This is a genomic window from Pigmentiphaga kullae (genome assembly GCF_004216695.1).
GTDB lineage: Bacteria > Pseudomonadota > Gammaproteobacteria > Burkholderiales > Burkholderiaceae_B > Pigmentiphaga > Pigmentiphaga kullae.
Map to the genome: position 1 here is coordinate 865,460 of NZ_SGXC01000002.1, position 24,358 is coordinate 889,817.

Below are 24,358 nucleotides of genomic sequence, written 5' to 3' on the forward strand. Positions count from 1 at the left end.
CTCTGGGCGGGTGGGTGGCATCGCTCCCGGGCATCCTCTCTTACGGCCAAGGCCGCATCTTAGCCTTCCCCGCCCTGCCTGCGATGGTCCTAGGGTTTTCCGCCACTTACAAACCGAACACTCTGTTTGTATAAATCCTTCCACGAAGCCATTCAAGACGAACGCAAAGGGAGACATCCATGTCCTTCGTGAAAAACGCCTGGTACGTGGCCTGTTGGAGCGACGAGGTCAAGGCCGGCGAACTGTTCAGCCGCACCCTGCTGGACGAACGGGTCGTGTTGTACCGCCGGGCGGACGGCACGCCGGTGGCGCTGCGCGACCGCTGCCCCCACCGCTTCATTCCGCTCAGCATGGGCAGGCTCAGGGACGACGCGGTCGAGTGCGGCTACCACGGACTGCAATTCGACAGCACCGGCGCCTGCGTCAAGAACCCGCACGGCGACGGCAGGATCCCCGCCGCGGCCCGCGTGCAGGCCTACACGGTGCACGACCGCCACGGCATGCTGTGGATCTGGATGGGGGAAGCCGCCGCGGACCCCGCGCTGATTCCCGACTACGGCATGCTGGACGAGGGCTCGGGCTATCGCACCAGCCGCGGCCGGCTGCACATCAACGCCAACTACGAACTGATGGGCGAGAACCTGCTCGACCTGAGTCACATCAGCTTCCTGCACGCAGGACTGCTGGGCAGTCCCGAGCAGGTCCACGCCAAGCAGGAAGTCATCCAGGACGGCAACCGCCTGCAATGCAACCGCTGGATGCCCGAGGTCTCGGTGCCCGGCGTGTTCGACATGCTGTTCCGCCGCGACGGCAAGCCGGTGGACATGTGGACCAACATGCGCTGGGATCCGCCAGGGTGTTTCCTGCTGGATACCGGCGTGCAGGCACCCGGGGAATCACGCGAACGCGGCGCGTGGTACTACGGCATCCACATCCTGACGCCGGAAACCTCCCGTACCACCCACTATCACTTCGCCGCAGCGCGCCCGCCCGGCCCCGAACTGGATCCCGAGACCAACGCCAGGCTGGCGGAAATGCGCCGCATCGCATTCGAGGACCAGGACAAACCCATCATCGACGCGCAGCAGGAAGCCCTGGGCGACAACGATTTCTGGGACATGAAGCCCGTCCTGCTGAACGTGGACCTCGGGCCGGTGCGCATGCGCCATACGCTCGAACGCCTGCGCAAAGCCGAAGCCGCAAGCGCCCAGTCGCGCTGATCCGTTTTCCGGCCGGCCGCGGCAACGAATCGCGGCCGCCTTCCCCGGCAGGCCCGCCCTGCCCCACCTCCAGGAGACAGACATCATGCACCACCGCTTGCGCAGCGTGGCGGCCGCGGCCGCCCTGATCATGGCCTGCGGCGCCGCCCAGGCCCAGGCGCCGATCAAGATCGGCTTCATGGGAGAGCTGACCGGCCCCCAGGCCGCCGTGGGCCAGGACCAGCTCGACGGCTTCATGCTGCTGGTCGAACGCAATGGCGGCAAGCTGGGCGGCCATCCGGTCGAGATCCTGCGCGAGGACACCCAGCTCAAGCCCGACGTGGCCAACCAGGCCGCGCGGCGGCTGGTGGAGCGCGAGAAAGTGTCCATCGTCACCGGCATTTCGTTCTCGAACATCATGCTGGCCGTGCACAAATACCTGACCGACCGCGAAGTCTTCGTGATCGGATCGAACGCGGGTCCTTCGCAGATCGCCGGACCCCGGTGCTCGCCCTATCAGTTCATCACCTCCTGGCAAGGCGACCAGGCGTCCGAAGCGGTCGGCCAATACGCCGCCGACAAGGGCTACAAGCGGGTCGTCGTCCTGGCGCCCAACTACCAGGCCGGCAAGGACACCGTGGCCGGTTTCAAGCGCTACTACAAGGCCCCGCTGGCCGACGAGGTCTACACCTCCTTGCAGCAGCTCGATTTCTCCACCGAGCTGGCGCAGGCCGCCGCCCGCCAACCCGATGCGGTGTTTGCGTTCTTCCCCGGCGGCCTGGGCGTCAGCTTCGCCAAGCAATACGCCCAGTCGGGCCTGCAGAAGACGCCGCTGCTATCCACCTTCACCATCGACGCCATCTCGCTGCCGGTGCTGGGCGAGTCGGCGCAAGGCATGATCAGCGGCGGCTTCTGGGCGCCCGATTTCGACAATGCTTCGAGCCGCCGCTTCGTCCAGGCCTTCGAGCAGCGCTACAGGCGCATCCCCTCGAACTACGCCGCCCAGAGCTACGACGCGGCGCTGCTGCTGGACGCCGCCATCGCCAAGGTGCAGGGCCGGGTGGCCGACAAGCCGGCGTTCATGGCGGCCTTGAAGCAGGCGGACTTCGCCTCGGTGCGGGGCGACTTCCGTTTCAACAACAACCACTTCCCGCTGCAGGACATGCACGTGCTGCAGGCGGTCAAGGACGAACAGGGGCGCATGACCCTCAAGACCCTGGCCACGCCCTTCCACAAACAGCCCGACGCCTATCACCGGCAATGCCCGTTGTCCTGACCGCCGGTGGCCCGCGCGCCGGGCTGTCGCGGTAAACCAACATTCACCCAAAAACGACAGCAACGGCAAGCCCGGCCGCCTAGACTATGCGAACTCTGGCGGCCGTCCCCCGGCCGCGGGCTGCCCGCGGGCCCGCATCGGCGCCCGGCGGCGTTGTAGAACCTGCGGGATCCGACATTGAAATCTCAGCTTTTTGCCCGCCTGGCCGGCGCTCTCGGCCTGTGCGCGGTGTTTGTCGCCTCGGCGGCACCGCCCCCCGTGCTCGTCCTGAATTCGCTGGACGCTTCGGTCAGCATCCTCGATCCCGCTACCTACGCGGAGTTGCGGCGTGTTCCCACCGGCAAGGAACCTCATCACCTGTATCTGACGCCGGATGAAAAATCATTGCTGGTGGCCAATGCCGGCAGCGATTCGCTTACCTTCTTCGACCCCGCCACGGGCAACGTCCAGCGCACGCTGACCGGCATCGTCGACCCCTACCAACTGCGTTTCTCGCCCGACATGAAATGGTTCGTGACCGCGGCGAACCGGCTGGACCACATCGACATCTACCAGTGGACCGGGCAGGCCGGATCGGCCGACCCCAAGCTGGTCAAACGCATTCCGGCGGGCCGCACGCCCAGCCATCTGACGATAGACAGCAAGAGCCGCAACCTGTACGTGTCGCTGCAAGACAGCGACCAGTTGATCGCCATCGACCTGGCGACGCAGGCGCCGCTGTGGACCATCCCTGTGGGCAAGACCCCCGCCGACGTCTACATCACCCACGACGACCGCTACCTGCTGGTCGCGTTGACCGGCGACAGCTACGTCGAGGTCTACGACCTGGCGGCCTCGCCCGCCAGGCTGGTCAAGCGCATCCCCACGGCGGCCGGCGCCCACGCGTTCAGGGCCCAGGGCGACGGGCGGCACCTGTTCGTCAGCAACCGCGTGGCCAACACCATCAGCCGCATCGACCTGCAGACCCTGTCCGTGGTCGATGCCTATCCCGCTCCCGGCGGCCCGGACTGCATGGAAGTGCTGGCCGACGGCAAGACCTTGCTGGTCACCTCGCGCTGGGCGAAGAAGCTCACCGTCATCGATACGGTCACCCGCAAGGTGGTACACCAGACCAAGGTGGGCCGCTCGCCCCATGGCGTCTGGACCCTGTCCCATGCTCCGCGCCAGTAGCCTGGCGCGCGCGGGCGCGGCCGCCCTGCTGCTGGCGGCCACCGGCGCCCAGGCCGCGGAGTGTGCCCGCCCGGTCTACCTGACCTTCGACACAGGGCACATGGGCGTCGCCCCGCTGGTGGCCGAGGTGCTGGACCGCCAACAGGTCAAGGCGAGCTTCTTTCTGGCCAACGAAAAGACGCGCGACGGCGGCACCAGCCTGGACGACCGCTGGGCGCCCTGGTGGAAGGCCATGGCGGCGCGCGGACACGTCTTCGGCTCGCACACCTACGACCACGTGTACTGGCTGGCCGACCGGCCGGACGGCGCCTTCCGCGCCAAGCCCACCTTCGGCCCGCAGGCCGGGCGGATCCAGGTCATGAGCGTCGAGGCCTATTGCGCCGAACTGGACCGCAGCGCCTCGCGCTTCAAGGAAATGACCGGGCAGCCCATGCTGCCGCTGTTCCGCGCGCCCGGTGGCAAGACCTCACCCGCCCTGCTCCAGGCGGCCGAAAGCCGCTGCGGCTATCGCCACGTCGGCTGGGCCGACGCCGGCTTCCTGGGCGACGAACTGCCGAGCGACAAATACCCCAACGCGGCGCTGCTGGCGCGCGCCTTGCGCAACATCCGTCCCGGCGATATCTTGATGGCACACCTGGGCATCTGGTCCCGCCAGGATCCCTGGGCGCCGGCCGTGCTGGAACCGCTCATCACCGGGCTCAAGCAGAAGGGTTACTGCTTCGCCACGCTGGCCGACCATCCGCAATACCGGGCCTGGCTGGCCACGCATCACGTCCATGGAACTCCTTAGCGATCTTTTCTCCGGCATGCAGCAGTGGCTGTTCGAGACGCTCGTCCAGCCCCTGCTGTTCCACCTGGGGCTCGGCAGCATCCTCGAGGACGCCTACGACGGCACCATGTGGCTGCTGCTGGGCGTCCTGCAACTGATCATCATGCTGGCCGTGTTCGGTCCCCTGCAACGCTGGCGCCCGGTCGAAAAAATCGTGGACCGCGCTTCGGTGCGGCTGGATATCCTGTATACCGCCATCCACTCGCTGGGCCTGTTCCGGCTGGTGCTGTTCTTCACGACGCAGCCGCTGGCCGACCACGTCTTCGGCCAGTTGCACGTGCTGGGATTCTCGCCCTTCCATCTCGACGAGATCTGGCCCGGCGTGACCGACCGCGCCTGGGTCAGCTTGATCCTGTACCTGCTGATCTTCGACTTCGTCGACTATGCCTTCCATCGCGCCGAGCATCGCTACCAGTGGCTGTGGGCGCTGCACGCCGTCCATCACAGCCAGCGCCAGATGACGATGTGGTCCGACAACCGCAACCACCTGCTCAGCGATCTGCTGCGCGACGCGGTGGTCGTGCTGGTCTCGCACCTGGTGGGCGTGCCGCCGGGACAGTTCGTCATGGTCGTGGTCATCACCCGGCTGGTCGAAAGCCTCTCGCACGCCAACCTGCGCACCGGCTTCGGCCGCATCGGCCAGTACCTGATCGTGGGGCCGAAATTCCACCGTCACCACCACGCCATCGAACCGCCGCCCGTTCCCGGCCGGCCCGAGGCCAACTACAACTTCGGCGTCCTGTTCCCGATCTGGGACATCCTGCTGCGCACCGCGCGCTTCGATGGCAGCTACGGACCGACCGGCATCAGCGACCAGCTTCCCGAACGCGGCGGACGCGACTACGGCCGGGGCTTCCTGGCCCAGCAATGGCTGGGACTCAAGCGGCTGCTGGGCGGCGCGCCCGGGCGCAGCTGAACGGGCCGACGATATAATCCCGGTTTCCAACGAGGACTTCCTAATGCTTGAACAGAACGCCTTCTCCCGTGAAGACCTGCTGCGCTGCGCGCGCGGCGAATTGTTCGGGAAAGGCAATGCGCAGCTCCCGGCCCCCAACATGCTGATGATGGACCGCATCACGCACATCTCGGACCAGGGCGGCAAGTACGGCAAGGGCCAGGTGATCGCCGAGCTGGACATCCATCCCGACCTCTGGTTCTTCGCCTGCCACTTCGAGGGCGATCCGGTCATGCCGGGCTGCCTGGGCCTGGACGCCATGTGGCAGCTGGTGGGTTTCTTCCTGGGCTGGCAGGGCAACCCCGGCCGGGGCCGCGCGCTGGGCTCGGGCGAGGTCAAGTTCGTCGGGCAGGTGCTGCCCACGGCCAAGAAGGTCACCTACACCATCGACATCAAGCGCACCATCAACCGCACGCTGGTACTGGGCATCGCCGACGGCACCATGAGCGTGGACGGCCGCGAGATCTATACCGCCGAAGGCCTGCGCGTGGGCCTGTTCACCTCCACCGATTCGTTCTGACCCCCGGGGGATTTCCATGCTGTACGACGTTCGCACCTACACGTGCCGGCCCGGCACGATCAAGAAACAGCTCGAGCTCTACCAGGAACTGGGTTTCGAGGCGCAGCGCAAGCACCTGGGCGACCCGGTGCTGTACCTGCAGACCGAGACCGGCAACGTCAACAGCTTCACCCACATCTGGGCCTACCAGGACGCCGCCGACCGCATGGCGCGCCGCGCCGCGCTGCAAAAGGATCCGGACTGGCAGGTCTACCTGAAGAAAAGCGTGGAAATGGGCAACCTGGTCTCGCAGGAGAACCACCTGATGGTGCCCACCCCCTTCTTCAAGCCGTAGAGCTAGAGCCCCCCCCTACGCCCTTCGGGCGCCCCCCAGGGGGCGGCACTGGCGGACCGGCAAAGCCGGATCCGCTGTGCCCTAGGTCTGGGCACGCTCAGGAAAGAAAACGGCCTTGCATCTGATGCAAGGCCGTTCCCGTTTATGCTGGCAAGGGGTAAGAACGCCAGTCCCCGCCAGCCCGTTGGAACCCCAGGATGCGGTGGATCCGGCTTTGCCGGTCCACCCGCATCGCCCCCTTGAGGGGGCGCCCGAAGGGCGTGGGGGTGGGCTTCCCTTCCGGTCCGCCAGTGCCGCCCCCTGGGGGGCGGCCGAAGGGCGTAGGGGGGGCCTCTAGCTCGACCGCTCCCGGAAAGTCTTGACGCTGCCTTCCGCATCGACCTCTTCCAGGCGGACCTTGAATCCCCACAGCCGGGCCAGGTGCTTCATCACCTGGTCGGCATCCTCGGCCTGCAAGGGCCTTCCCCGCATCGTCACGTGGCGCAGGACCAGGGACCGGTCGGAATCCCGGTTGTAGCGCACGACCTGGATGTCCGGCACCTGCATGTCGCGGTTGTGCTGGTCCGCCAGCAGCCGGCGCACGCGCCGGTAGCCGTCGTCGTCGTGGATGGCTTCGACTTCCAGCTTCGGATTGGACTCGTGGTCGGCGATCGCGAAGAAGCGGAATTCTCGGATCAGGCGCGGCGACAGGAACTGTGCGATGAAGGACTCGTCCTTGAAGTTGCGCATCGCGAAGTCCAGGGTCTTGAGCCAATCGCCGCCGGCGATGTCCGGGAACCACTTCCTGTCCTCGGGCGTGGGGTTCTCGCAGATGCGGCGGATGTCCTGCATCATCGCGAAGCCCAGCGCATACGGATTGATGCCGCCGTAGCCGCGCTGGTCGAAGCCGCGCTGCGCCACCACGTTGGTGTGGCTTTGCAGGAACTCGATCATGAAGCCGTCGTTGACCAGCCCCTTCTCGTGCATGCGGTTCAGCAGCGTGTAGTGCCAGAAGGTCGCCCATCCCTCGTTCATGACCTTGGTCTGGGTCTGCGGATAGAAGTACTGGGACAGCTTGCGGACGATGCGCACCAGCTCCTTCTGCCACGGCTCCAGCGAAGGCGAGTATTTCTCGATGAAATACAGGATGTTCTCTTCCGGCTCCGGCGGGAACACCGAAGGCTTGCCTTCGCGCTCGACGTGGTCGCGTGTGGGCACCGTGCGCCAGAGGTCGTTGTACTGCTGGCGCGCATACTCCTCGCGTTCGGCCTGGCGCTGCATTTCCTCGCGGTAGGAAATCGGATGCGGGCGGCGGTAGCGGTCCACGCCATGGGCCATCAGCGCGTGGCAGGAGTCCAGCGTGGCCTCGACCGGGCCGATGCCGTACTTTTCCTCGCAGTCCATGACGTACTTGCGGGCGAACACCAGGTAGTCCAGCACGCCGTCGGCCTCGGTCCACTGCTTGAACAGGTAGTTGCCCTTGAAGAAGGAGTTGTGGCCGTAGCAGGCATGCGCGATCACCAGCGCCTGCATGGCCATGGAATTCTCTTCCATCAGGTAGGCGATGCAGGGGTTCGAGTTGATGACGATCTCGTAGGCCAGCCCCTGTACGCCGCGCCGATAGGCCTGCTCGTTGCGGATGAACTCCTTGCCGTAGGACCAGTGCGGATAGCCGATCGGCAGCCCGACCGAGGCATACGCGTCCAGCATCTGCTCGGACGTGATGACCTCGATCTGGCTGGGATAGGTGTCCAGCCCGAACTCCCGGGCCACCTCGCCTATGGCTTCGTCATAGCGCTGGATCAGCTCGAAGGTCCATTCCGAGGTGGTCGAGATGGGTTGGACCTCCGGGGCGGACGGCGCTTCGCGCGGCGGATAGACGGCGCTCATGCGGTCTCCTTCCTGAACAGGTCGTGCAGCACGCCGAATATCTCGCGGCGTTCGCGTATGCGCCGCATCGCGAAGTGCGGCGCCGTCTCGCGCTCGTACTCGGCCCACAGGCTGCTCTTGCGCATCTCGTCCACGTCGGGGATCTCGATATAGGCGTAGTAGCGCGTGAGCGGCAGCAGGTGTTCGGACAGGAAGCGCGCGCTCTTGGCCGCGTCCGCGCCGAAGGAATCGCCGTCGGTGGCCTGCGCCGCGTAGACGTTCCAGGTGGCGGGCGAGTAGCGCTCGGTCACGATCTCGTGCATCAGTTCGAGGGCCGACAGCACCACCGTGCCCCCGCTCTTGGGATCGTGGAAGAAAGTCTGCTCGTCCACTTCCTCGGCGTTGTCCGTGTGGCGCACGAATACCAGGTCCACGCGTTCGTACTTGCGCGACAGGAACAGGTACAGCAGCGTGAAGAAGCGCTTGGCCAGGTCCTTCTTGTTCTCGTCCATGGACCCCGAGACGTCCATCAGGCAGAACATCACGGCGCGCGCCACCGGCGAAGGCTCGACCACGCGATGCCGGTAGCGCAGGTCCAGCGAGTCCAGGAAAGGCACGCGCGCCAGCCTGGCCCGGTGCGCCTCGATCTCGGCGCGCAGGGCATCGAGCTCGTCTTCCGGGGCGCCCGCCTCTTCCGACTCCTCCAGCTTCTGCTGCGCCTCCTGCAGCCCCAGCCGCGAACCGCCGCTGAGCGCGATACGCCGCGACAGCGAGGTCTTGAGCGTGCGACCCACGCTCAGCGTGCTGGGCGATCCCGTGGTGGTATAACCCGCGCGCCGCCACTTCTGCTGGCTGATCTCGCCCAGCTGGGTACGGATCAGGTGGGGAAGCTCCATGTCCTCGAAGAACAGGTTCAGGAACTCGTCCCGCGACAGGCTGAACGTGAACGGATCCACGGAATCGCCCTCGCCCGGCTCGGAAGGGTCGCCGTCGTCGCCCCCCCGCGGCCGGTCGATCTTGTCGCCCTTGGCGAACTCCCGGTTGCCGGGATGGACGATCTCGCGATCCCCGCCCCTGCCGTAGCGGAAGCTGGGTTCGGAGATGTCCTTGGCCGGGAGGTTGATTTCGCCGCCCTGGTCCATCTCTTCGATGGACCGTTCCTGGACCAGTTCGCGTACCGCCTTGCGTATCTGGTCCTTGTACCGCCTGATGAAGCGCTCCCGGTTGACAGCGCTCTTGTTACGGCCGTTGAGCCGCCGATCGATGAGTGAATTCATATTCACCTAGCTCACGAAGACTTCCTCACCCGCAAGTACCACTCGCACAGCAGGCGGACTTGCTTTTCGGTATAGCCTTTCTCGACCATTCGTTCGACAAAGCTCTCGTGCTTGCGCTTGTCCTCGACCGAAGCCTTGGCGTTGAACGAAATGACCGGGAGCAGATCCTCGGTGTTGGAGAACATCTTCTTCTCGATCACCTCGCGCAGCTTCTCGTAGCTGGTCCACGCGGGATTGCGGCCGTTGTTGTTGGCGCGGGCGCGCAGCACGAAGTTCACGATCTCGTTGCGGAAATCCTTGGGATTGGCGATGCCCGCCGGCTTCTCGATCTTCTCGAGCTCGGCGTTCAGCGCCGAGCGGTCGAAGCTCTCGCCCGTTTCGGGGTCGCGGAATTCCTCGTCCTGGATCCAGCAATCGGCGAACGTGACGTAGCGGTCGAAGATGTTCTGCCCGTACTCCGAATACGACTCCAGGTACGCGGTCTGGATTTCCTTGCCGATGAACTCCGCGTAGCGCGGTCCCAGGTAGCCCTTGATGTGCTCCAGGTAGCGCCGGCGGATCTCGTCGGGGTAGTCCTCGCGGCCGATGCGCTGCTCCAGCACGTACATCAGGTGCACCGGATTGGCGGCGATCTCGGTCTGGTCGTAGTTGAAGACGCTGGACAGGATCTTGTAGGCGAAGCGCGTCGAGACGCCCGTCATGCCCTCGTCGGTACCGGCGTAGTCCTTGTATTCCTGCAGGACCTTGGCCTTCGGGTCGACGTCCTTCAGGCTCTCGCCGTCATAGACCCGCAGCTTCGAATAGATGCTGGAGTTCTCGGGCTCCTTCAGGCGCGTCAGCACCGAGAACTGGGCCATCATGTCGAGCGTGCCGGGCGCGCATGGCGACTGCGCCAGCGAGCTGTTCTGCAGCAGCTTGCGGTAGATTTTGACCTCTTCCGAGACCTGCAGGCAGTACGGCACCTTGACGATGTAGATACGGTCCAGGAACGCCTCGTTGTGCTTGTTGTTGCGGAAGGTCTGCCATTCGGACTCGTTGGAATGCGCAAGGATGATCCCGTTGAACGGGATGGCCGAAAACCCTTCGGTACCCTTGAAGTTGCCTTCCTGGGTCGCCGTCAGCAAGGGATGCAGCATCTTGATGGGCGCCTTGAACATTTCAACGAATTCGAGCATGCCCTGGTTGGCCAGGCACAGCCCTCCCGAATAGCTGTAGGCATCGGGATCGTCTTGCGAGTAGCGGTCCAGCTTGCGGATATCGACCTTGCCGACCAGCGAGGAGATGTCCTGGTTGTTCTCGTCGCCCGGTTCGGTCTTGGCGATGGCCAGTTGCCGCAGCACCGACGGCTGGAGCCGGACCACGCGGAACTGCGAGATGTCGCCGTCGAATTCCCGCAGCCGCTTGATGGCCCACGGCGACATGATGCCCGTCAGGTAGCGGCGGGGAATGCCGTATTCCTTCTCGAGCTGATCGCCGAAGCGGTCGGGGTGGAACAGGCCCAGCGGCGACTCATTGACCGGCGAACCCTTGAGCGCATAGATGGGATGCGCTTCCATCAACGCCTTCAGGCGCTCTGCGATCGACGACTTGCCGCCGCCGACGGGGCCCAGCAGATAGAGGATTTGCTTGCGTTCTTCCAGCCCCTGGGCCGCATGCTTGAAGAACGCCACGATCTGATCGATCACGTCCTCCATGCCGAAGAATTCCTTGAAGGCGGGATAGCGGCGGATCAGGCGATTGGAAAACAGGCGCGACAACCGGGGATCGTTGCGCGTATCGACCAGCTCGGGCTCGCCTATCGCGGCAAGCATGCGCTCGGCCGCACTGGCGTAGACCACGGGATCCCGGCGGGCGAGGTCCAGGTACTCCTCGAGAGAAAGTTCGGTTTCCTGCGTCTTGGCGTATTGAGATTTGAACCCTTCGACGATGTTCAGCACGGACAACCTCCAACAGCGAGTGAATGAAAACTGCCTACACGACTCTGTTGTTGTTAGTGCCGGTCGAGCCGGCTTCCGGTTCTTTCCTGCCGGATGAACTTCCTGCCCTTCGACGACCTCCTTGCAAACATCATACGGCGCATCCGGACGGACGATTCGCTTTCTGTTGCGCACGCACGATATTTTTTTGGTGTCTCTCCTAGGGGTATACACTCTTATGGCTGTGGACCGATGCGCAGAGTTCCGCAAACTGCACACCACGTTTCATCCCTTTCGATCGTCGCAACCCCATGCAAAATAAACTGCGGCACCTCTTTCCTACCACCCCAAAAATTTGCTATACTTTTTTTCTTTCGGGGCGTAGCGCAGCCTGGTAGCGCACTTGCATGGGGTGCAAGGGGTCGCGAGTTCGAATCCCGCCGCCCCGACCATATACAAGTTCTTGACCTGTATTAGTCGGAACCGAAGAAAAAAAGCCCGGTGGCCACAAGCTACCGGGCTTTTTGCTTGATGGGTACCGCCTGGCGAGCACGCCGGACGCAATTGTCACCAATTGGGCGGCGCTAGCGTTCCCCCGCGGACCGCAGCGGCAGCGCGGTCTTGTAGCGCACCTGCTTGAGCGCGAAGCTGGAGCGGATCTTCTCGACCTGGGCAATGGGTGACAACTGCTCCAGGATGAAGCTTTCCAGCGCCTGGATGTCCGGCACGGCCACCCTCAGCAGGTAGTCGGCATCTCCCGTCATCAGATAACACTCCATGACTTCCTCGCGGGCGCAGATGGCGTCCTCGAACACTTGCAGCGCCTTGCGGTTCTGCTGCTTCAGGCTGATCGAGATGAAGACGTTCAGGTGCAGGCCCAGCTGCTGCGGGTCGAGCAAGGCGACGTACTGGCGGATCAGGCCGGCCGCCTCCAGGGCCTTGACCCGCGTCAGGCAGGGGGATGGCGACAGGTGCACCCGGCGCGCCAATTCCACGTTGGAGATGCTGGCATCGGCCTGGAGTTCGGCCAGGATGCGCCGGTCGATTTCATCGAGATCGATCATGCTTTTTTTCTTATAAATAGAAGAATTTTATGCCGTCAAACCAGGTTTTCTAAAGAATTTTCAGGGAAAAATGCCGGATCTTCAAGCGTAGAATTTTCCTCAGCACACGAGGAGAAGCACGCATGTACGACGAATCCCGGCACCTGGCGCGGCAGGACGGCCCGCCGGCCGACCCCGATCCCATGGAAACCGCCGAATGGCGGGACGCCCTGCTGTCGATGCTGGAGACCAACGGGCCGGAACGCGTGCGGCAGATTCTCGACATGCTGACCGACACGGCCGCCAATGCGGCCGTCGGCTGGCGCCCGCCGCGCAACACCCCCTACGTCAACACCATCGCCGTCCAGGTCCAGCCCCCCTTCCCCGGCGACCTCGCCATCGAAGAGCGGCTGGCCGCGCTGATGCGCTGGAACGCGCTGGCCATGGTCGTGCGGGCCAACCTCGCACATGGCGAACTGGGCGGCCACATCGCCAGCTACGCCAGCGCGGCCGACCTGTTCGAGGTCGGCTTCAATCACTTTTTCCGCGGCGGCCCCGCCGGCCAGGCGGACCTGGTGTTCTGCCAGCCCCATTCGGCGCCGGGCGTCTACGCCCGGGCCTTCCTGGAAGGCCGGCTGGAAGAAGCCGACCTGGCGCACTACCGGCAGGAAATCACCGCGCGGGCGCGTGGCGCGCGCGGACTGTCCAGCTACCCCCATCCGTGGCTCATGCCCGACTTCTGGCAGTTTCCCACCGGCTCGATGGGCATCGGCCCCATCAACGCCATCTACCAGGCGCGCTTCATGCGCTACCTGGCACACCGGGGCCTGCTCGACACCACAGGCCGCAAGGTCTGGGGCATCTTCGGCGACGGCGAGATGGACGAACCCGAAAGCATGTCGGCGTTGACGCTGGCGGCCCGCGAGGGACTCGACAATCTGGTCTGGGTCGTGAACTGCAATCTCCAGCGGCTGGACGGTCCGGTGCGCGGCAACGGCCGCATCGTCGACGAGCTCGAGTCCCTGTTCGCGGGCGCGGGCTGGAACGTGATCAAGCTGCTGTGGGGCTCGGACTGGGACGGCTTGTTCGCGCGCGATACCGGCGGCGCCCTGCGGCGGGCGTTCTCGCAAACCGTGGATGGGCAATTGCAGACCTTCGCCGCCAAGGACGGCCGCTTCAACCGCGACCATTTCTTCGGCCAGGACCCGCAGCTAGTCCGGCTGGCGCAGGGCCTGACTGACGAGGAGATCGACCGGCTGCGGCGCGGCGGCCACGATCTGGTGAAGATCCATGCCGCCTATCACGCGGCCGCGCGCAGCACGGGCCGCCCCACCGTCATCCTGGCCCAGACCAAGAAAGGCTACGGCATGGGCGAGGCCGGCCAGGGCAAGATGACCACCCATCAGCAGAAGAAGCTGGACCGCGACGCGCTGATCGCCTTCCGCGACCGATTCTCGCTGCCGCTGAGCGACGAGCAGGCCGAATCCCTGGCCTTCCTACATCCCGGCGCGGACAGCGCCGAGATCCGCTACCTGCACGCCCGGCGCGGCGAGCTGGGCGGCCCCGTGCCCGCCCGCTCGCCGCAGGCCGCGCCGGTTCCCGTGCCCGCGCTGGAACGCTACGCCGGCTTCGCACTCCAGGCCGGCGGCAAGGAAATGTCCACCACCATGGCCTTCGTGCGCCTGTTGTCCAGCCTGCTCAAGGACAAGCGGCTCGGCCCGCGCGTCGTGCCCATCGTCGCCGACGAGGCGCGCACCTTCGGCATGGCGGCGCTGTTCCGGCAGATCGGCATCTACTCCAGCGCCGGCCAGCGCTACGAGCCCGAGGACATCGGCTCGGTGCTGAGCTATCGCGAAGCGCTGGACGGCCAGATCCTGGAAGAAGGCATCAGCGAGGCCGGCGCCATCAGTTCCTGGACCGCCGCCGCCACCAGCTACGCCGTGCACGGCACGGCCATGCTGCCGTTCTACATTTACTACTCGATGTTCGGCTTCCAGCGCGTGGGCGACCTGATCTGGGCGGCCGCCGACCAGCGCGCCCGCGGCTTCCTGCTGGGCGCCACGGCCGGCCGCACCACGCTGGGCGGCGAAGGCCTGCAACACCAGGACGGCGCCAGCCTGGTCACGGCGGCCGGCGTCCCCAACTGCCGCGCCTACGACCCCGCCTTCGCCTCGGAAGTCGCCGTCATCGTCGACCATGGCATGCGCGCCATGCTCGAACGCCAGCAAGACGTCTTCTACTACCTGACCCTGGTCAACGAGAACGTGCCTCAGCCCAGCCTGCCGCCCGAGGCCCACGAGGGTGTGATCAAGGGACTCTACCGGCACGGCGCGCACGGCCAGGGCGAGCCGGCGGTGCGCCTCGTGGGGTCGGGCGCCATCCTGCGCGAAGCCATCGCCGCCGGCGAACTGCTGGCCGCCGATTGGGACATCGCCAGCGAGGCCTGGAGCGCCACCAGCTACGCGGAACTGGCCCGCGACGCGCGCGAGGTCGAGCGCTGGAACCGCCTGCATCCAGACCAGCCCGCGCGCCGCAGCCACGTCGAGCAGTGCCTGGCCGGCGGCGCGCCCGTGGTCGCTGCGAGCGACTATGTACGCGCCTGGCCGTCGTTGATCGCGCCCCACTGCCCGGCGCGGATGACGGTGCTTGGAACCGACGGCTTCGGCCGCAGCGATACCCGCAGCGCCCTGCGCCAGTTCTTCGAAGTCGATCGTTTCCACATCGTCCTGGCCGCGCTGCATGCGCTGGCCGACGCCGGCGCATGCCCGCGCGAGCTGTGCGCGCAAGCTCTCGCCCGCTATCCGATACGCACGGACCCTCGTCCGTCCTGGGAGGCCTGACGCGCGGAAGATACACTGCCCCGAGCCCGGCCCCGCCATTGTTTGCTCCGCCGCTGACCGCCGTAATATCCTTCCGGAAATAGAGCGGTCGGCTAAAACGAGAATGGAAAAACTGGCCCTTAGCATTGCCCACGACCTGTACGGCGGCGTCCTTGGGCAGGAGGGATGGCATGCGGCGCTCAAGCGCATCCGGGACCTGACCGGAGCCGAATCGGCCTGTACGGTCATCCTGGACCGGCGCGCTCCGGCCGCCGCGGTCGGCGAGCACAGCGGCGGAGACGAACGGGCGTTCAACGACTACAGCAACCACTACAGCCGCCACGATCCCGCCGAAAACGTGCGCGACAGGCTGCAACTGGGCCACTGGTACATCGACTGGCAGTGGTTCGGCCGCCATGCCCTCGACCGCGATCCCTTCTACCAGGAATTCATGCGTTCCTATGGGCTGCGCTCCGTCCATGCCCTTCCCATCCTGAAGAACGGCGTGGCAGAGTGCTGCCTTTCACTGCAATTTCCCCTGTCGCAGCCCGACACCGACGCGCCGTCCAAGTCCCCGCTGCTGCGCCTGCTCGCGCCGCATCTGCAGCAGGCCGCCACGTTGCGCCATCAATTCCTGGGCCTGCAGCAACAGGCCGAACTGGCGCAGCAACTGCTGGACGATTTCAACTTTCCGCTGCTGGCCACCGACGCGCGGGGCCGGGTGCATCTTGCCAACCGGGCCGGCTCGAACTGGCTTTCCCTGCCCGGCAATCCCTTCGGCGCGTCGGGGCTGAAGTCGGTGCGGAGCGGATCGGGCTCGCGGCTTGCCGAGGCGCTGGTGGCCGCCTGTACCCAGCGGGCCCGGCTGGCCACCGGCGCCCACGTGGAGTTCGGCACGCCCCTGGTCCGCTACGCGGTAGTGGTCACGCCGCTGCCGGAACCCATGTCTTTTCCGCTGGCCACGTGCGAGCCCCTGGCCCTGGTGAAGGTCCATGCGCGCGATGCCACGCCTATCAGCGCGCAGCGCCTGCTGCATGCGCTGTTCGGCATCCCGCCCGCGGAGTACCGGCTGTTGCTGTTGTTGATGCAGGGATGGCAGATCAAGGAATGCGCGCAGCAGCTGGGCGTCTCGCTGGAGACGGCCAGGACGCAGCTCAGATCGCTGTTCCGGCGCACCCAGACCGCGCGCCAGAGCCAGCTCGTCGACCTGGTGCGCAAGCTGACCTACGGTCACATGGATGGGAGCCCTAGCGGGCCAGGCTGGTCTCGCGGGCGGACTGCAGCAGGCTGACGATGTCGGCCAGTTCGGCCCGGATGGCCTGCAGCTCGGGCTCTTCGATGGACACCAGCGCGACCTGGGGCGCCTCGTCCACGTGCCCCCGGGACTCGTCCAGACGGTTGCGGGCGCCGCTGATGGTGAAACCCTGCTCGTACAGCAGTTCGCGGATGCGCCGGATCAGCAGCACTTCGTGATGCTGGTAGTACCGGCGGTTGCCCCGTCGCTTGATGGGCTTGAGCTGGGTGAATTCCTGTTCCCGGTAGCGCAGCACGTGCGGCTTGACGCCGCAGAGCTCGCTGACCTCGCCTATCGTGAAATAGCGCTTGGCGGGAATGGGCGGAAGAACGACGGGGGGCTCGATACGCGCCATAAGACCTCTCAGGACGGATTCTGTTCGCGCAGCGCGACCTGCTCGACCATGCTCTTGAGCTTCTGGCTCGCATGGAAAGTGACGACGCGGCGGGCGGCGATGGGGATTTCTTCGCCCGTCTTGGGATTGCGTCCCGGCCGCTGCGGCTTGTTGCGTACCTGGAAGTTGCCGAAACCCGATAGCTTGACCATGTCGCCGCGTTCGAGCGCGTCGCGGATTTCCTCGAAGAAGGTCTCGACCATGTCCTTGGCTTCGCGCTTGTTCAGGCCGACCCGCTCGAACAGCAGATCGGCCAGTTCGGCCTTGGTCAGGGTACGCGCATCGAGCCCGCCCTGCGACAGGTCGGACTCGGAATCGGCGTCGAGGGCGTCCGGGGAAGCGTAGCTATCGGAAACGAGAGAATGCATAGACACGGATGGGAAGCGGTATCAAACCCTCAGCCGCGCACCGTGCTCGGATTCCAGCGCGGCGCGGATACGGGCCAGGCACGCCTCGACTCGGGCGTCGTCCAGGGTTACCGAAGTATCCTGTAGCCAGAACCGGAAGGCAAGGCTTTTTTCCTTTTCTAACAAGGACTTATCCCGCCAAACGTCGAAAATCCGTGCATCCTGGACGACCGCCAGCTCGGGCTCCCTGGCCACCAGATGACGCACCGTGTCCAGCATCTGCTGCGCCGTCACCGCCTCGGCCACCCACAGCGCCAAGTCGCGGATCACCACCGGCTGGCGCGAGATCTCGCGCAGCGCGGGCAGCGGCCGGACGGCGATGCGGTCGGCGTCCAGTTCGAACACCACCGGGGCGTGCGGCAGTTCCGCGCGCTGCAGCCAACGCGGGTGCAGTTCGCCGATCCAGCCGACCGTCTCGCCGTCGATGACGATGCGGGCGCTGCGGCCGGGATGCAGGGCCGGATGGGCATCGGGCACGAAGCGTGGCGCTTCGCTGGAACCGCCGGCCAGCAGGGCCTCCACGTCCGCCTTGACGTCGTAGAAATCGACCTGCCGGGTCTGGGTCCCCCACTGCTCTTCCACCGCCGGCCCGTAGGCCAGCCCGGCCAGCCGCATGGGCTGGTTCACGCCGGCCACCGCCAGCGGACCGTCGGCCACGGCCGCGTCGCGCCAGAAGACCCGGCCCAGTTCGAACACGCGCACGCGGCTGGCCTTGCGGTTCACGTTGTACTGGGCGTTGGCCACCAGGCCGCCGATCAGGCTGCTGCGCATGACCGACAACTGGCTGGCGATGGGGTTGAGCAGGCGGATAGGGTCCGCGTTGCCCGCGTAGTCGCGTTCCCACTCGGCTTCCACGAAGCTGAAGTTGATCACCTCCTGGTAGTCCAGGTCGGCCATCGTGTGGCGCAGCGCGTGGAAGGTATGGCGCGCTTCCGGCACGGCGCTGACCGCGGCCCGCGCCAGCGGCGGCAGGTCGGGAATGCGCTCGAAGCCGTGGACGCGCGCGACTTCCTCGATCAGGTCTTCCTCGATCTCGATGTCGAAGCGGAAGGATGGCGGCGTCACGACGAAGGCGCCGGGCTCGCGCACGAAAGGCAGGCCCAGACGGGTGAAGATGCCGGCGATCTCGTCTTCCGGCACGTCCACGCCCAGCACCTTGTGGCAGCGCGCCACGCGCAGGCGCACGGGCTTGCGTTCCGGCAGGTTGACGACCTGGTCGTCCACCGGACCGGCCTGGCCGCCGCACACCTGCACGATCAGGCTGGTCAGATATTCCAAGTCGGCGGGAATGTTGGCGTAGTCCACGCCGCGCTCGAAGCGGTGGCTGGCGTCGGTGCTGAAGTTGTAGCGGCGCGCGCGGCCGGCGATGCTGGCGGGCCACCAGAAGGCCGCCTCGAGATAGATGTCGCGGGTCTGGGTCGACACCGAGGTGGCCTCGCCGCCCATGATCCCGGCCAGGCACTCGGGGCCGTTGTCGTCGGCGATCACGCCGACCTGCCCGTCCACCTCGACGGTCTGGCCGTTCAGCAGCAGGACCTGCTCGCCCGGCTGGCCCCAGCGGACGTGCAGGCCCCCGCGCACCTTGTCCAGGTCGAACACGTGGCTGGGACGGCCCAGTTCCAGCATGACGTAGTTGGAAATGTCGACCAGCGCGGAAATCGACCGCTGGCCGGCACGCTCCAGCCGCCGCTTGATCCATTCCGGCGTCGGAACGGACGCGTCCACGCCGCGCACGACCCGGCCCACGTAGCGTCCGCACAGGTCGGGCGCATGCACGGTCACCGGCACGCGATCGTCGATGGCGACCGCCACCGGATCGAGCCGGGGAGCGGCCAGCGGCGCGCCGGTCAGGGCCGAGACTTCGCGCGCCACGCCCAGCACCGACAGGCAGTCCGCCTTGTTGGGGGTGAGCTTGAGCGTGAAGACCGTGTCGTCCAGTTGCAGCCACTCGCGCACGGACATGCCGACCGTGGCGCCCGCGCCCAGGTCGAGCAGACCCGCGTGGTCCTGCGACAGGCCCAGTTCGCGCGCCGAACACAGCATGCCGGCGGATTCGACGCCGCGCATCTTGGCCACGCCTATCTTGATGTCACCGGGCAGCCGGGCGCCCACGGTGGCCAGCGGCACCTTCATGCCGACCGCCACGTTCGGCGCGCCACATACGATCTGCAGCGGCTCGCCCTGCCCTGCGTCGACCTTGCACACGCGCAGCTTGTCGGCGTTCGGGTGCGGTTCGAGCGCCAGCACCTGCGCCACCACCACGCCGCTGAAGGCGGGCGCCACCGGTTCGGCTTCCTCGACCTCGAGACCGGCCATGGTCAATTGATGAGCCAGTTCGTCGGTCGAAATTTCAGGATTGGTCAGCGACCGCAACCAGGATTCGGGAAATTGCATAGTGTGTAGTCCCGCCTGGCGCTTCGCGCGCAGGGGGACCTCCCTTTCAGTTGAATTGCTTAAGGAAGCGCAGATCGCCTTCGAAGAACTGGCGCAGGTCGTTCACGCCGTAGCGCAGCATCGTCAGCCGTTCCAGGCCGGAGCCGAAGGCAAAGCCGATGTAGCGTTCCGGATCCAGGCCGAAGTTGCGCACCACCGTGGGGTGCACCTGCCCCGAGCCGGAGATCTCCAGCCAACGGCCCTTGTTGGGGCCCGACGTGAACATCATGTCGATCTCGGCCGACGGTTCGGTGAAGGGGAAGAACGACGGGCGGAAACGCAGCACCAGGTCGTCGGTCTCGAAGAAGGCGCGCAGGAAATCGGTGTAGACGCCCTTCAGGTCGGCGAACGAGATGTTCTCGTCTATCCACAGGCCCTCGACCTGATGGAACATGGGCGAATGCGTGGCGTCGCTGTCGACGCGGTAGGTCCGCCCGGGGGCGATCACCTTGATGGGCGGCTGGTGGGCACGCGCATAGCGCACCTGCATCGGGCTGGTGTGCGTGCGCAGCAGCAGCGGCAGGCCCTTGTCGTCCTTCATGTCGACGTAGAACGTATCCTGCATCGATCGGGCCGGATGGTTCTCGGGATTGTTCAGCGCCGTGAAGTTGGTCCAGTCGTTCTCGATTTCCGGGCCGTCGGCCACCTCGAAGCCGATGGAGCGGAAGATCTGCTCGATCCGCTCCCAGGTGCGGATGACCGGATGGATACCGCCCCGGCCCCGGCCCCGGCCGGGCAGCGTGACGTCGATGGTTTCCTCGGCCAGGCGAGCGTTCAGCCTCGCATCGGCCAGCGCCTGGCGGCGCTCGTTCAGCAGCCCTTCGATCCGGCCCTTGGCCTCGTTGATGCGCGCCCCCTCGGTGCGCTTCTGCTCCGGCGTCAGGCTGGCCAGCCCCTTGAGCAAAGCCGTCAAGGCGCCCTGCTTACCCAGGAACCGGGCCTTTTCGTTCTCCAGCGCATTGGGGTCGGACGCGGCCGCGAAGGCCTCCCCGGCTTGGCGTATCAGATCGTCCAGATTCTGGGACATGGCGGATTCGTATCAATAAGGGAAAAAATGGGTCGCCACAAACACGAACGGGGCTTCAAGAGAAGCCCCGTTCGGGTGTTGCACTCGTGGCTCGCGACGCGTGCCCGGACATGGCCGGCGATCCGGCCACGCCCCGCTTGCGTCGCTAGCGAGCTCAGGCGGCCAGGGCGTTCTTGACTTGCTGCACGATGGCGGCAAAGCCGGCCTTGTCGCGCACAGCCAGGTCGGCCAGCACCTTGCGGTCCAGGTCGATCGCAGCCTTCTTCAGGCCGGCGATGAACACGCTGTACGACACGCCATGCTCGCGGACGGCGGCGTTGATACGCGTGATCCACAGCGCGCGGAAGGTGCGCTTCTTGGCGCGGCGGTCGCGATAGGCGTACTGGCCGGCGCGCATGACCGCTTGCTTGGCGACGCGGAAGACGTTGCCGCGGCGGCCACGGTATCCCTTGGCAGCGCTGATGACTTTCTTGTGACGGGCCCGGGCGGTTACCCCACGTTTGACTCTAGGCATTTGAAAACTCCAATATCAGCGGGTTGGGATCAGGCAAACGGCATCATTGCCCGCACGGATTTCACATCGGCCTCGTGGACCGCGGTGGAGCCGCGCAACTGACGCTTGTTCTTGGTGGTTTTCTTCGTGAGGATGTGGCGCTTGAACGCCTGGCCCCGCTTGATGGAACCGCTACCGCGGACCTTAAAGCGCTTAGCGGCGCTTTTCTTGGTCTTCATCTTAGGCATGACTGCTTCCTGTACGTTTACATGCTCACGGGTGCCGGCGATATCCTGCCGGACTTGACGACCCGCATTCACTTGTTTTACCTGCTCCGGATCCCTGCGGCGCACCGCCGGCGCGGGTTGGACCCCGCCTGGCGGATTTGAAGGCGTCGCAAGGAAGCCGGATTGCCCGGGGCCAGGAATTTCGCACCGGGATTCGCCGGGATGCCCCCCATAAAGGGTACGGTCATCCCGGAAAACCAAAGATTATACCGCGTTATTCGCCCGCCGCACCCTTGCCGGCCGGCAGGACCTTCTTCTTGGGCGCCAGCACCATCACCATCTGGCGGCCTTCGAGCTTGGGCATCGCCTCGACAGCGCTGATCTCGACCAGGTCGTCGCGCACACGTTCCAGCACGCGCATGCCCAGTTCCTGGTGGGCCATCTCGCGGCCGCGGAAGCGCAGCGTGACCTTGGCCTTGTCGCCCTCTTCCAGGAACCGGCGCAGATTACGCAGCTTGACCTGGTAATCGCCTTCGTCGGTGCCAGGGCGGAACTTGACTTCCTTGACCTGGATGATCTTCTGCTTGAGCTTGGCTTCGTGCTGCCGCTTTTGCTCTTGGTACTTGAACTTGCCATAGTCCATCAGGCGGCAGACCGGAGGCTGCGCGTTGGGGGCAATTTCTACCAGATCCACATCATTCTGTTCGGAAAGCCTAACTGCTTCGGCCAGCTTGACGATGCCAAGCTGTTCGCCGTCGACCCCAATCAGGCGCACCTCAAGTGCGGTAATTTCACCATTGATGCGATTCGGCTTGTCGGTAGCGATGTCTAAAACTCCTGAATTTGATTGAAACGGCCGCGTGCGGCGGGTTGCCCCGCCGCCAGCACGAGCCGTGCCCGGCCCCCGGAACGGCCAACCACGCGATCAGGACGGATTGGCGGGGGCTTCCGGGTTGCGGCGCTCGGCCACGTCGGCAGCGAGCCGCGACGAGAACACATCGATCGGGAGAACCCCCAGGTCGATGCCGCCGCGGGCGCGTACGGCCACCGATGCTGCTTGCCTTTCTTTTTCCCCCACCACGAGGATATAGGGAATTTTTTGCAAGCTGTGCTCCCGGATTTTATAGGTGATCTTTTCACCACGCAAATCCGATTCTACTCTAAACCCTTGTTTTTTCAGGGTTTGCGCGACACTTTGGGCATATTCGGCCGTGGATTCCGAAATATTGCAGACCACGGCCTGCACCGGCGCCAGCCAGGGCGGCATGGCCCCGCCGAAGTTTTCGATCAGCATGCCGATGAAACGCTCCATCGAACCCAGGATGGCCCGGTGCAGCATGACGGGGGTCACGCGCTGGTCGTGCTGGTCCACGTACTCGGCCCCCAGGCGGCCGGGCATGGAAAAGTCGACCTGGATCGTGCCGCACTGCCAGTGGCGCCCGATGGCGTCCTTCAGCGTGTATTCGATCTTCGGGCCGTAGAAGGCGCCGTCGCCCGGGCTGATCTCGTACTCGCAGCCGGAACGGCGCAGGCTTTCGATCAGCGCCTGCTCGGCCTTGTCCCAGACCTCGTCCGACCCGATCCGGCTTTCCGGCCGCGTGGCGATCTTGTACAGGATGTCGGTGAAGCCGAAATCGCGGTAGACGCGCTGCAGCTGCGCCGTGAAGGCCACGCACTCGTCCAGGATCTGGTCCTCGGTACAGAAGATGTGGCCGTCGTCCTGCGTGAAGCCGCGCACGCGCATCATCCCGTGCAGCGCCCCCGAGGGTTCGTTGCGGTGGCACTGGCCGAATTCGCCGTAGCGCAGGGGCAGGTCGCGGTACGAATGCAGGTTGGCGCGGAAGATCTGCACGTGGCCCGGGCAGTTCATGGGCTTGAGCGCGTAGTAGCGGTTCTCGGACTCCGTCGTGAACATGTTGTCGCGATAGTTGTCCCAGTGCCCGGTTTTTTCCCACAGCGAGCGGTCCAGGATCTGCGGCGCCTTGACCTCCTGGTAGCCGCTGTCGCGGTAGACGCCGCGAATGTATTGCTCGACCTGCTGCCAGATCGTCCAGCCCTTGGGGTGCCAGAACACCAGCCCCGGCGCCTCGTCCTGGAAGTGGAACAGGTCCAGCTCGCGGCCCAGCTTGCGGTGGTCGCGCTTCTCGGCCTCTTCCAGCATCGTCAGGTAGGCGTCCTGGTCTTCCTTCTTCGCCCAGGCCGTGCCGTAGATGCGCTGGAGCATCTCGTTCTTGCTGTCGCCGCGCCAATAGGCGCCGGCCACCTTCATCAGCTTGAACACCTTGAGCTTGCCGGTGGACGGCACGTGCGGGCCGCGGCACAGGTCGATGAAGTCGCCCTCGCGGTACAGCGAGATCGTCTGGTTGTCCGGGATCGACGCGATGATCTCGGCCTTGTACTTCTCGCCTATCGAGTTGAAGAAATCCACCGCGTCGTCGCGCTTCCATTCCTCGCGCGTGACGATCTCGTCCTTCTTGGCCAGCTCCAGCATCTTGTTCTCGATGGCGGCCAGGTCCTCGGGCGTGAACGGCCGCGAGTACGAGAAATCGTAGTAGAAGCCGTTGTCGATGACCGGGCCGATCGTGACCTGGGCCTCGGGGAACAGCGACTTGACCGCGTAGGCCAGCAGGTGCGCCGTCGAATGGCGGATCAGGTCCAGCCCGTCGGCGTCCTTGCCCGTGACGATGGCCAGTTGGGCATCGCGGTCTATCGTGTGGCTGGTATCGACCAGGGTGGGATCGCTGCCTTCGTAGGTGACCCGGCCGGCCAGCGCGGCCTTGGCCAGCCCGGCGCCGATGGACGCGGCGACATCCGCCACCGTGACGGGGGCCGGGAACTCACGCTGGGAACCATCGGGCAGCGTTACCTTGATCATTGAAGCGACCTCGAAAGAGATG

General features: G+C 65.6%; 21 protein-coding genes and 1 tRNA gene. 10 read left to right on the forward strand and 12 right to left on the reverse strand.

The features are described from left to right. Positions 1 to 179 precede the first annotated feature (179 nt). From EV675_RS18430 to EV675_RS18460, 7 genes are all read left to right on the forward strand, one after another. Positions 180 to 1,220, forward strand: a complete 1,041-nt coding sequence (locus EV675_RS18430; RefSeq protein WP_130358657.1) for an aromatic ring-hydroxylating oxygenase subunit alpha — start codon at positions 180 to 182, stop codon at positions 1,218 to 1,220. 85 nt (positions 1,221 to 1,305) lie between these two features. Beyond that, positions 1,306 to 2,475 carry an ABC transporter substrate-binding protein gene (locus EV675_RS18435; RefSeq protein WP_130358658.1) on the forward strand — a complete coding sequence of 390 codons (1,170 nt, stop codon included), beginning with the start codon at positions 1,306 to 1,308 and terminating at the stop codon, positions 2,473 to 2,475. Positions 2,476 to 2,652: 177 nt separating this feature from the next. Next, positions 2,653 to 3,645, forward strand: coding sequence for a YVTN family beta-propeller repeat protein (locus tag EV675_RS18440; RefSeq protein ID WP_479724756.1), 993 nt, complete (start codon positions 2,653 to 2,655; stop codon positions 3,643 to 3,645). Beyond that, entirely contained in the window at positions 3,629 to 4,435 is an 807-nt protein-coding gene (locus tag EV675_RS18445; RefSeq protein WP_130358659.1) for a polysaccharide deacetylase family protein, read from the forward strand. Before EV675_RS18440 ends, EV675_RS18445 begins: the two co-directional genes overlap by 17 nt. Then, complete coding sequence (locus EV675_RS18450) at positions 4,422 to 5,390, forward strand: sterol desaturase family protein (protein ID WP_130358660.1); 969 nt, start codon at positions 4,422 to 4,424, stop codon at positions 5,388 to 5,390. The genes EV675_RS18445 and EV675_RS18450 overlap by 14 nt, the downstream gene beginning before the upstream one ends. 43 nt (positions 5,391 to 5,433) lie before the next feature. Next, positions 5,434 to 5,949, forward strand: a complete 516-nt coding sequence (gene fabA, locus EV675_RS18455) for a 3-hydroxyacyl-[acyl-carrier-protein] dehydratase FabA (RefSeq protein ID WP_087840236.1) — start codon at positions 5,434 to 5,436, stop codon at positions 5,947 to 5,949. Positions 5,950 to 5,965: 16 nt separating this feature from the next. Further along, positions 5,966 to 6,283 (forward strand): NIPSNAP family protein, encoded by a 318-nt coding sequence (locus EV675_RS18460; protein ID WP_124689441.1) that lies wholly within the window; start codon positions 5,966 to 5,968, stop codon positions 6,281 to 6,283. A 333-nt stretch (positions 6,284 to 6,616) separates the two neighbouring features. Here the strand turns inward: EV675_RS18460 and EV675_RS18465 are convergent, their stop codons facing one another. Genes EV675_RS18465 through EV675_RS18475 form a run of 3 tightly spaced genes read right to left on the reverse strand, consistent with a single transcriptional unit; the run spans position 6,617 to position 11,342 of the window. Further along, complete coding sequence (locus EV675_RS18465; RefSeq protein WP_130358661.1) at positions 6,617 to 8,152, reverse strand: SpoVR family protein; 1,536 nt, start codon at positions 8,150 to 8,152, stop codon at positions 6,617 to 6,619. Beyond that, complete coding sequence (locus EV675_RS18470) at positions 8,149 to 9,408, reverse strand: YeaH/YhbH family protein (protein WP_130358662.1); 1,260 nt, start codon at positions 9,406 to 9,408, stop codon at positions 8,149 to 8,151. The genes EV675_RS18465 and EV675_RS18470 overlap by 4 nt, the downstream gene beginning before the upstream one ends. Positions 9,409 to 9,419: 11 nt before the next feature. Further along, complete coding sequence (locus EV675_RS18475; RefSeq protein ID WP_165404718.1) at positions 9,420 to 11,342, reverse strand: PrkA family serine protein kinase; 1,923 nt, start codon at positions 11,340 to 11,342, stop codon at positions 9,420 to 9,422. A gap of 357 nt (positions 11,343 to 11,699) precedes the next feature. Here EV675_RS18475 and EV675_RS18480 point away from each other — a divergent pair. Then, positions 11,700 to 11,776, forward strand: a tRNA-Pro gene (locus EV675_RS18480). A 132-nt stretch (positions 11,777 to 11,908) separates the two neighbouring features. Here EV675_RS18480 and EV675_RS18485 read toward each other — a convergent pair. After that, on the reverse strand, positions 11,909 to 12,385 hold the full coding sequence (locus EV675_RS18485) for an Lrp/AsnC family transcriptional regulator (RefSeq protein WP_130360206.1): 477 nt from the start codon (positions 12,383 to 12,385) through the stop codon (positions 11,909 to 11,911). A 125-nt stretch (positions 12,386 to 12,510) separates the two neighbouring features. Here EV675_RS18485 and mdeB point away from each other — a divergent pair, with 125 nt between their 5' ends. Together mdeB and EV675_RS18495 are read left to right on the forward strand one after the other, a co-directional pair. Next, a complete protein-coding gene (mdeB, locus tag EV675_RS18490; protein WP_207222001.1) occupies positions 12,511 to 15,207 on the forward strand; it encodes an alpha-ketoglutarate dehydrogenase in 2,697 nt (898 codons plus the stop codon). Positions 15,208 to 15,310: 103 nt separating this feature from the next. Continuing rightward, positions 15,311 to 16,477: a helix-turn-helix transcriptional regulator gene (locus EV675_RS18495; RefSeq protein WP_130358664.1), complete on the forward strand. Its 1,167-nt coding sequence runs from the start codon at positions 15,311 to 15,313 to the stop codon at positions 16,475 to 16,477. Here EV675_RS18495 and EV675_RS18500 read toward each other — a convergent pair. The 8 genes from EV675_RS18500 to thrS all read right to left on the reverse strand — a co-directional run bounded on the left by EV675_RS18500 (position 16,434) and on the right by thrS (position 24,336). Then, positions 16,434 to 16,835 (reverse strand): MerR family transcriptional regulator, encoded by a 402-nt coding sequence (locus EV675_RS18500; protein WP_130358665.1) that lies wholly within the window; start codon positions 16,833 to 16,835, stop codon positions 16,434 to 16,436. The genes EV675_RS18495 and EV675_RS18500 overlap by 44 nt on opposite strands. Positions 16,836 to 16,843: 8 nt before the next feature. Beyond that, on the reverse strand, positions 16,844 to 17,242 hold the full coding sequence (locus tag EV675_RS18505) for an integration host factor subunit alpha (RefSeq protein WP_278044775.1): 399 nt from the start codon (positions 17,240 to 17,242) through the stop codon (positions 16,844 to 16,846). 21 nt (positions 17,243 to 17,263) lie between these two features. Further along, positions 17,264 to 19,675: a phenylalanine--tRNA ligase subunit beta gene (gene pheT, locus EV675_RS18510; RefSeq protein WP_130358666.1), complete on the reverse strand. Its 2,412-nt coding sequence runs from the start codon at positions 19,673 to 19,675 to the stop codon at positions 17,264 to 17,266. 46 nt (positions 19,676 to 19,721) lie between these two features. Further along, positions 19,722 to 20,741, reverse strand: coding sequence for a phenylalanine--tRNA ligase subunit alpha (pheS, locus tag EV675_RS18515; RefSeq protein WP_130358667.1), 1,020 nt, complete (start codon positions 20,739 to 20,741; stop codon positions 19,722 to 19,724). Between the two features lie 154 nt (positions 20,742 to 20,895). Beyond that, entirely contained in the window at positions 20,896 to 21,255 is a 360-nt protein-coding gene (gene rplT / locus EV675_RS18520) for a 50S ribosomal protein L20 (RefSeq protein ID WP_087779861.1), read from the reverse strand. A 29-nt stretch (positions 21,256 to 21,284) separates the two neighbouring features. Beyond that, positions 21,285 to 21,482, reverse strand: a complete 198-nt coding sequence (gene rpmI, locus EV675_RS18525) for a 50S ribosomal protein L35 (protein ID WP_087840245.1) — start codon at positions 21,480 to 21,482, stop codon at positions 21,285 to 21,287. Positions 21,483 to 21,735: 253 nt separating this feature from the next. Further along, entirely contained in the window at positions 21,736 to 22,287 is a 552-nt protein-coding gene (infC, locus tag EV675_RS18530; RefSeq protein ID WP_130358668.1) for a translation initiation factor IF-3, read from the reverse strand. A gap of 99 nt (positions 22,288 to 22,386) precedes the next feature. Further along, complete coding sequence (gene thrS, locus EV675_RS18535; protein ID WP_130358669.1) at positions 22,387 to 24,336, reverse strand: threonine--tRNA ligase; 1,950 nt, start codon at positions 24,334 to 24,336, stop codon at positions 22,387 to 22,389. Positions 24,337 to 24,358 lie beyond the last annotated feature (22 nt).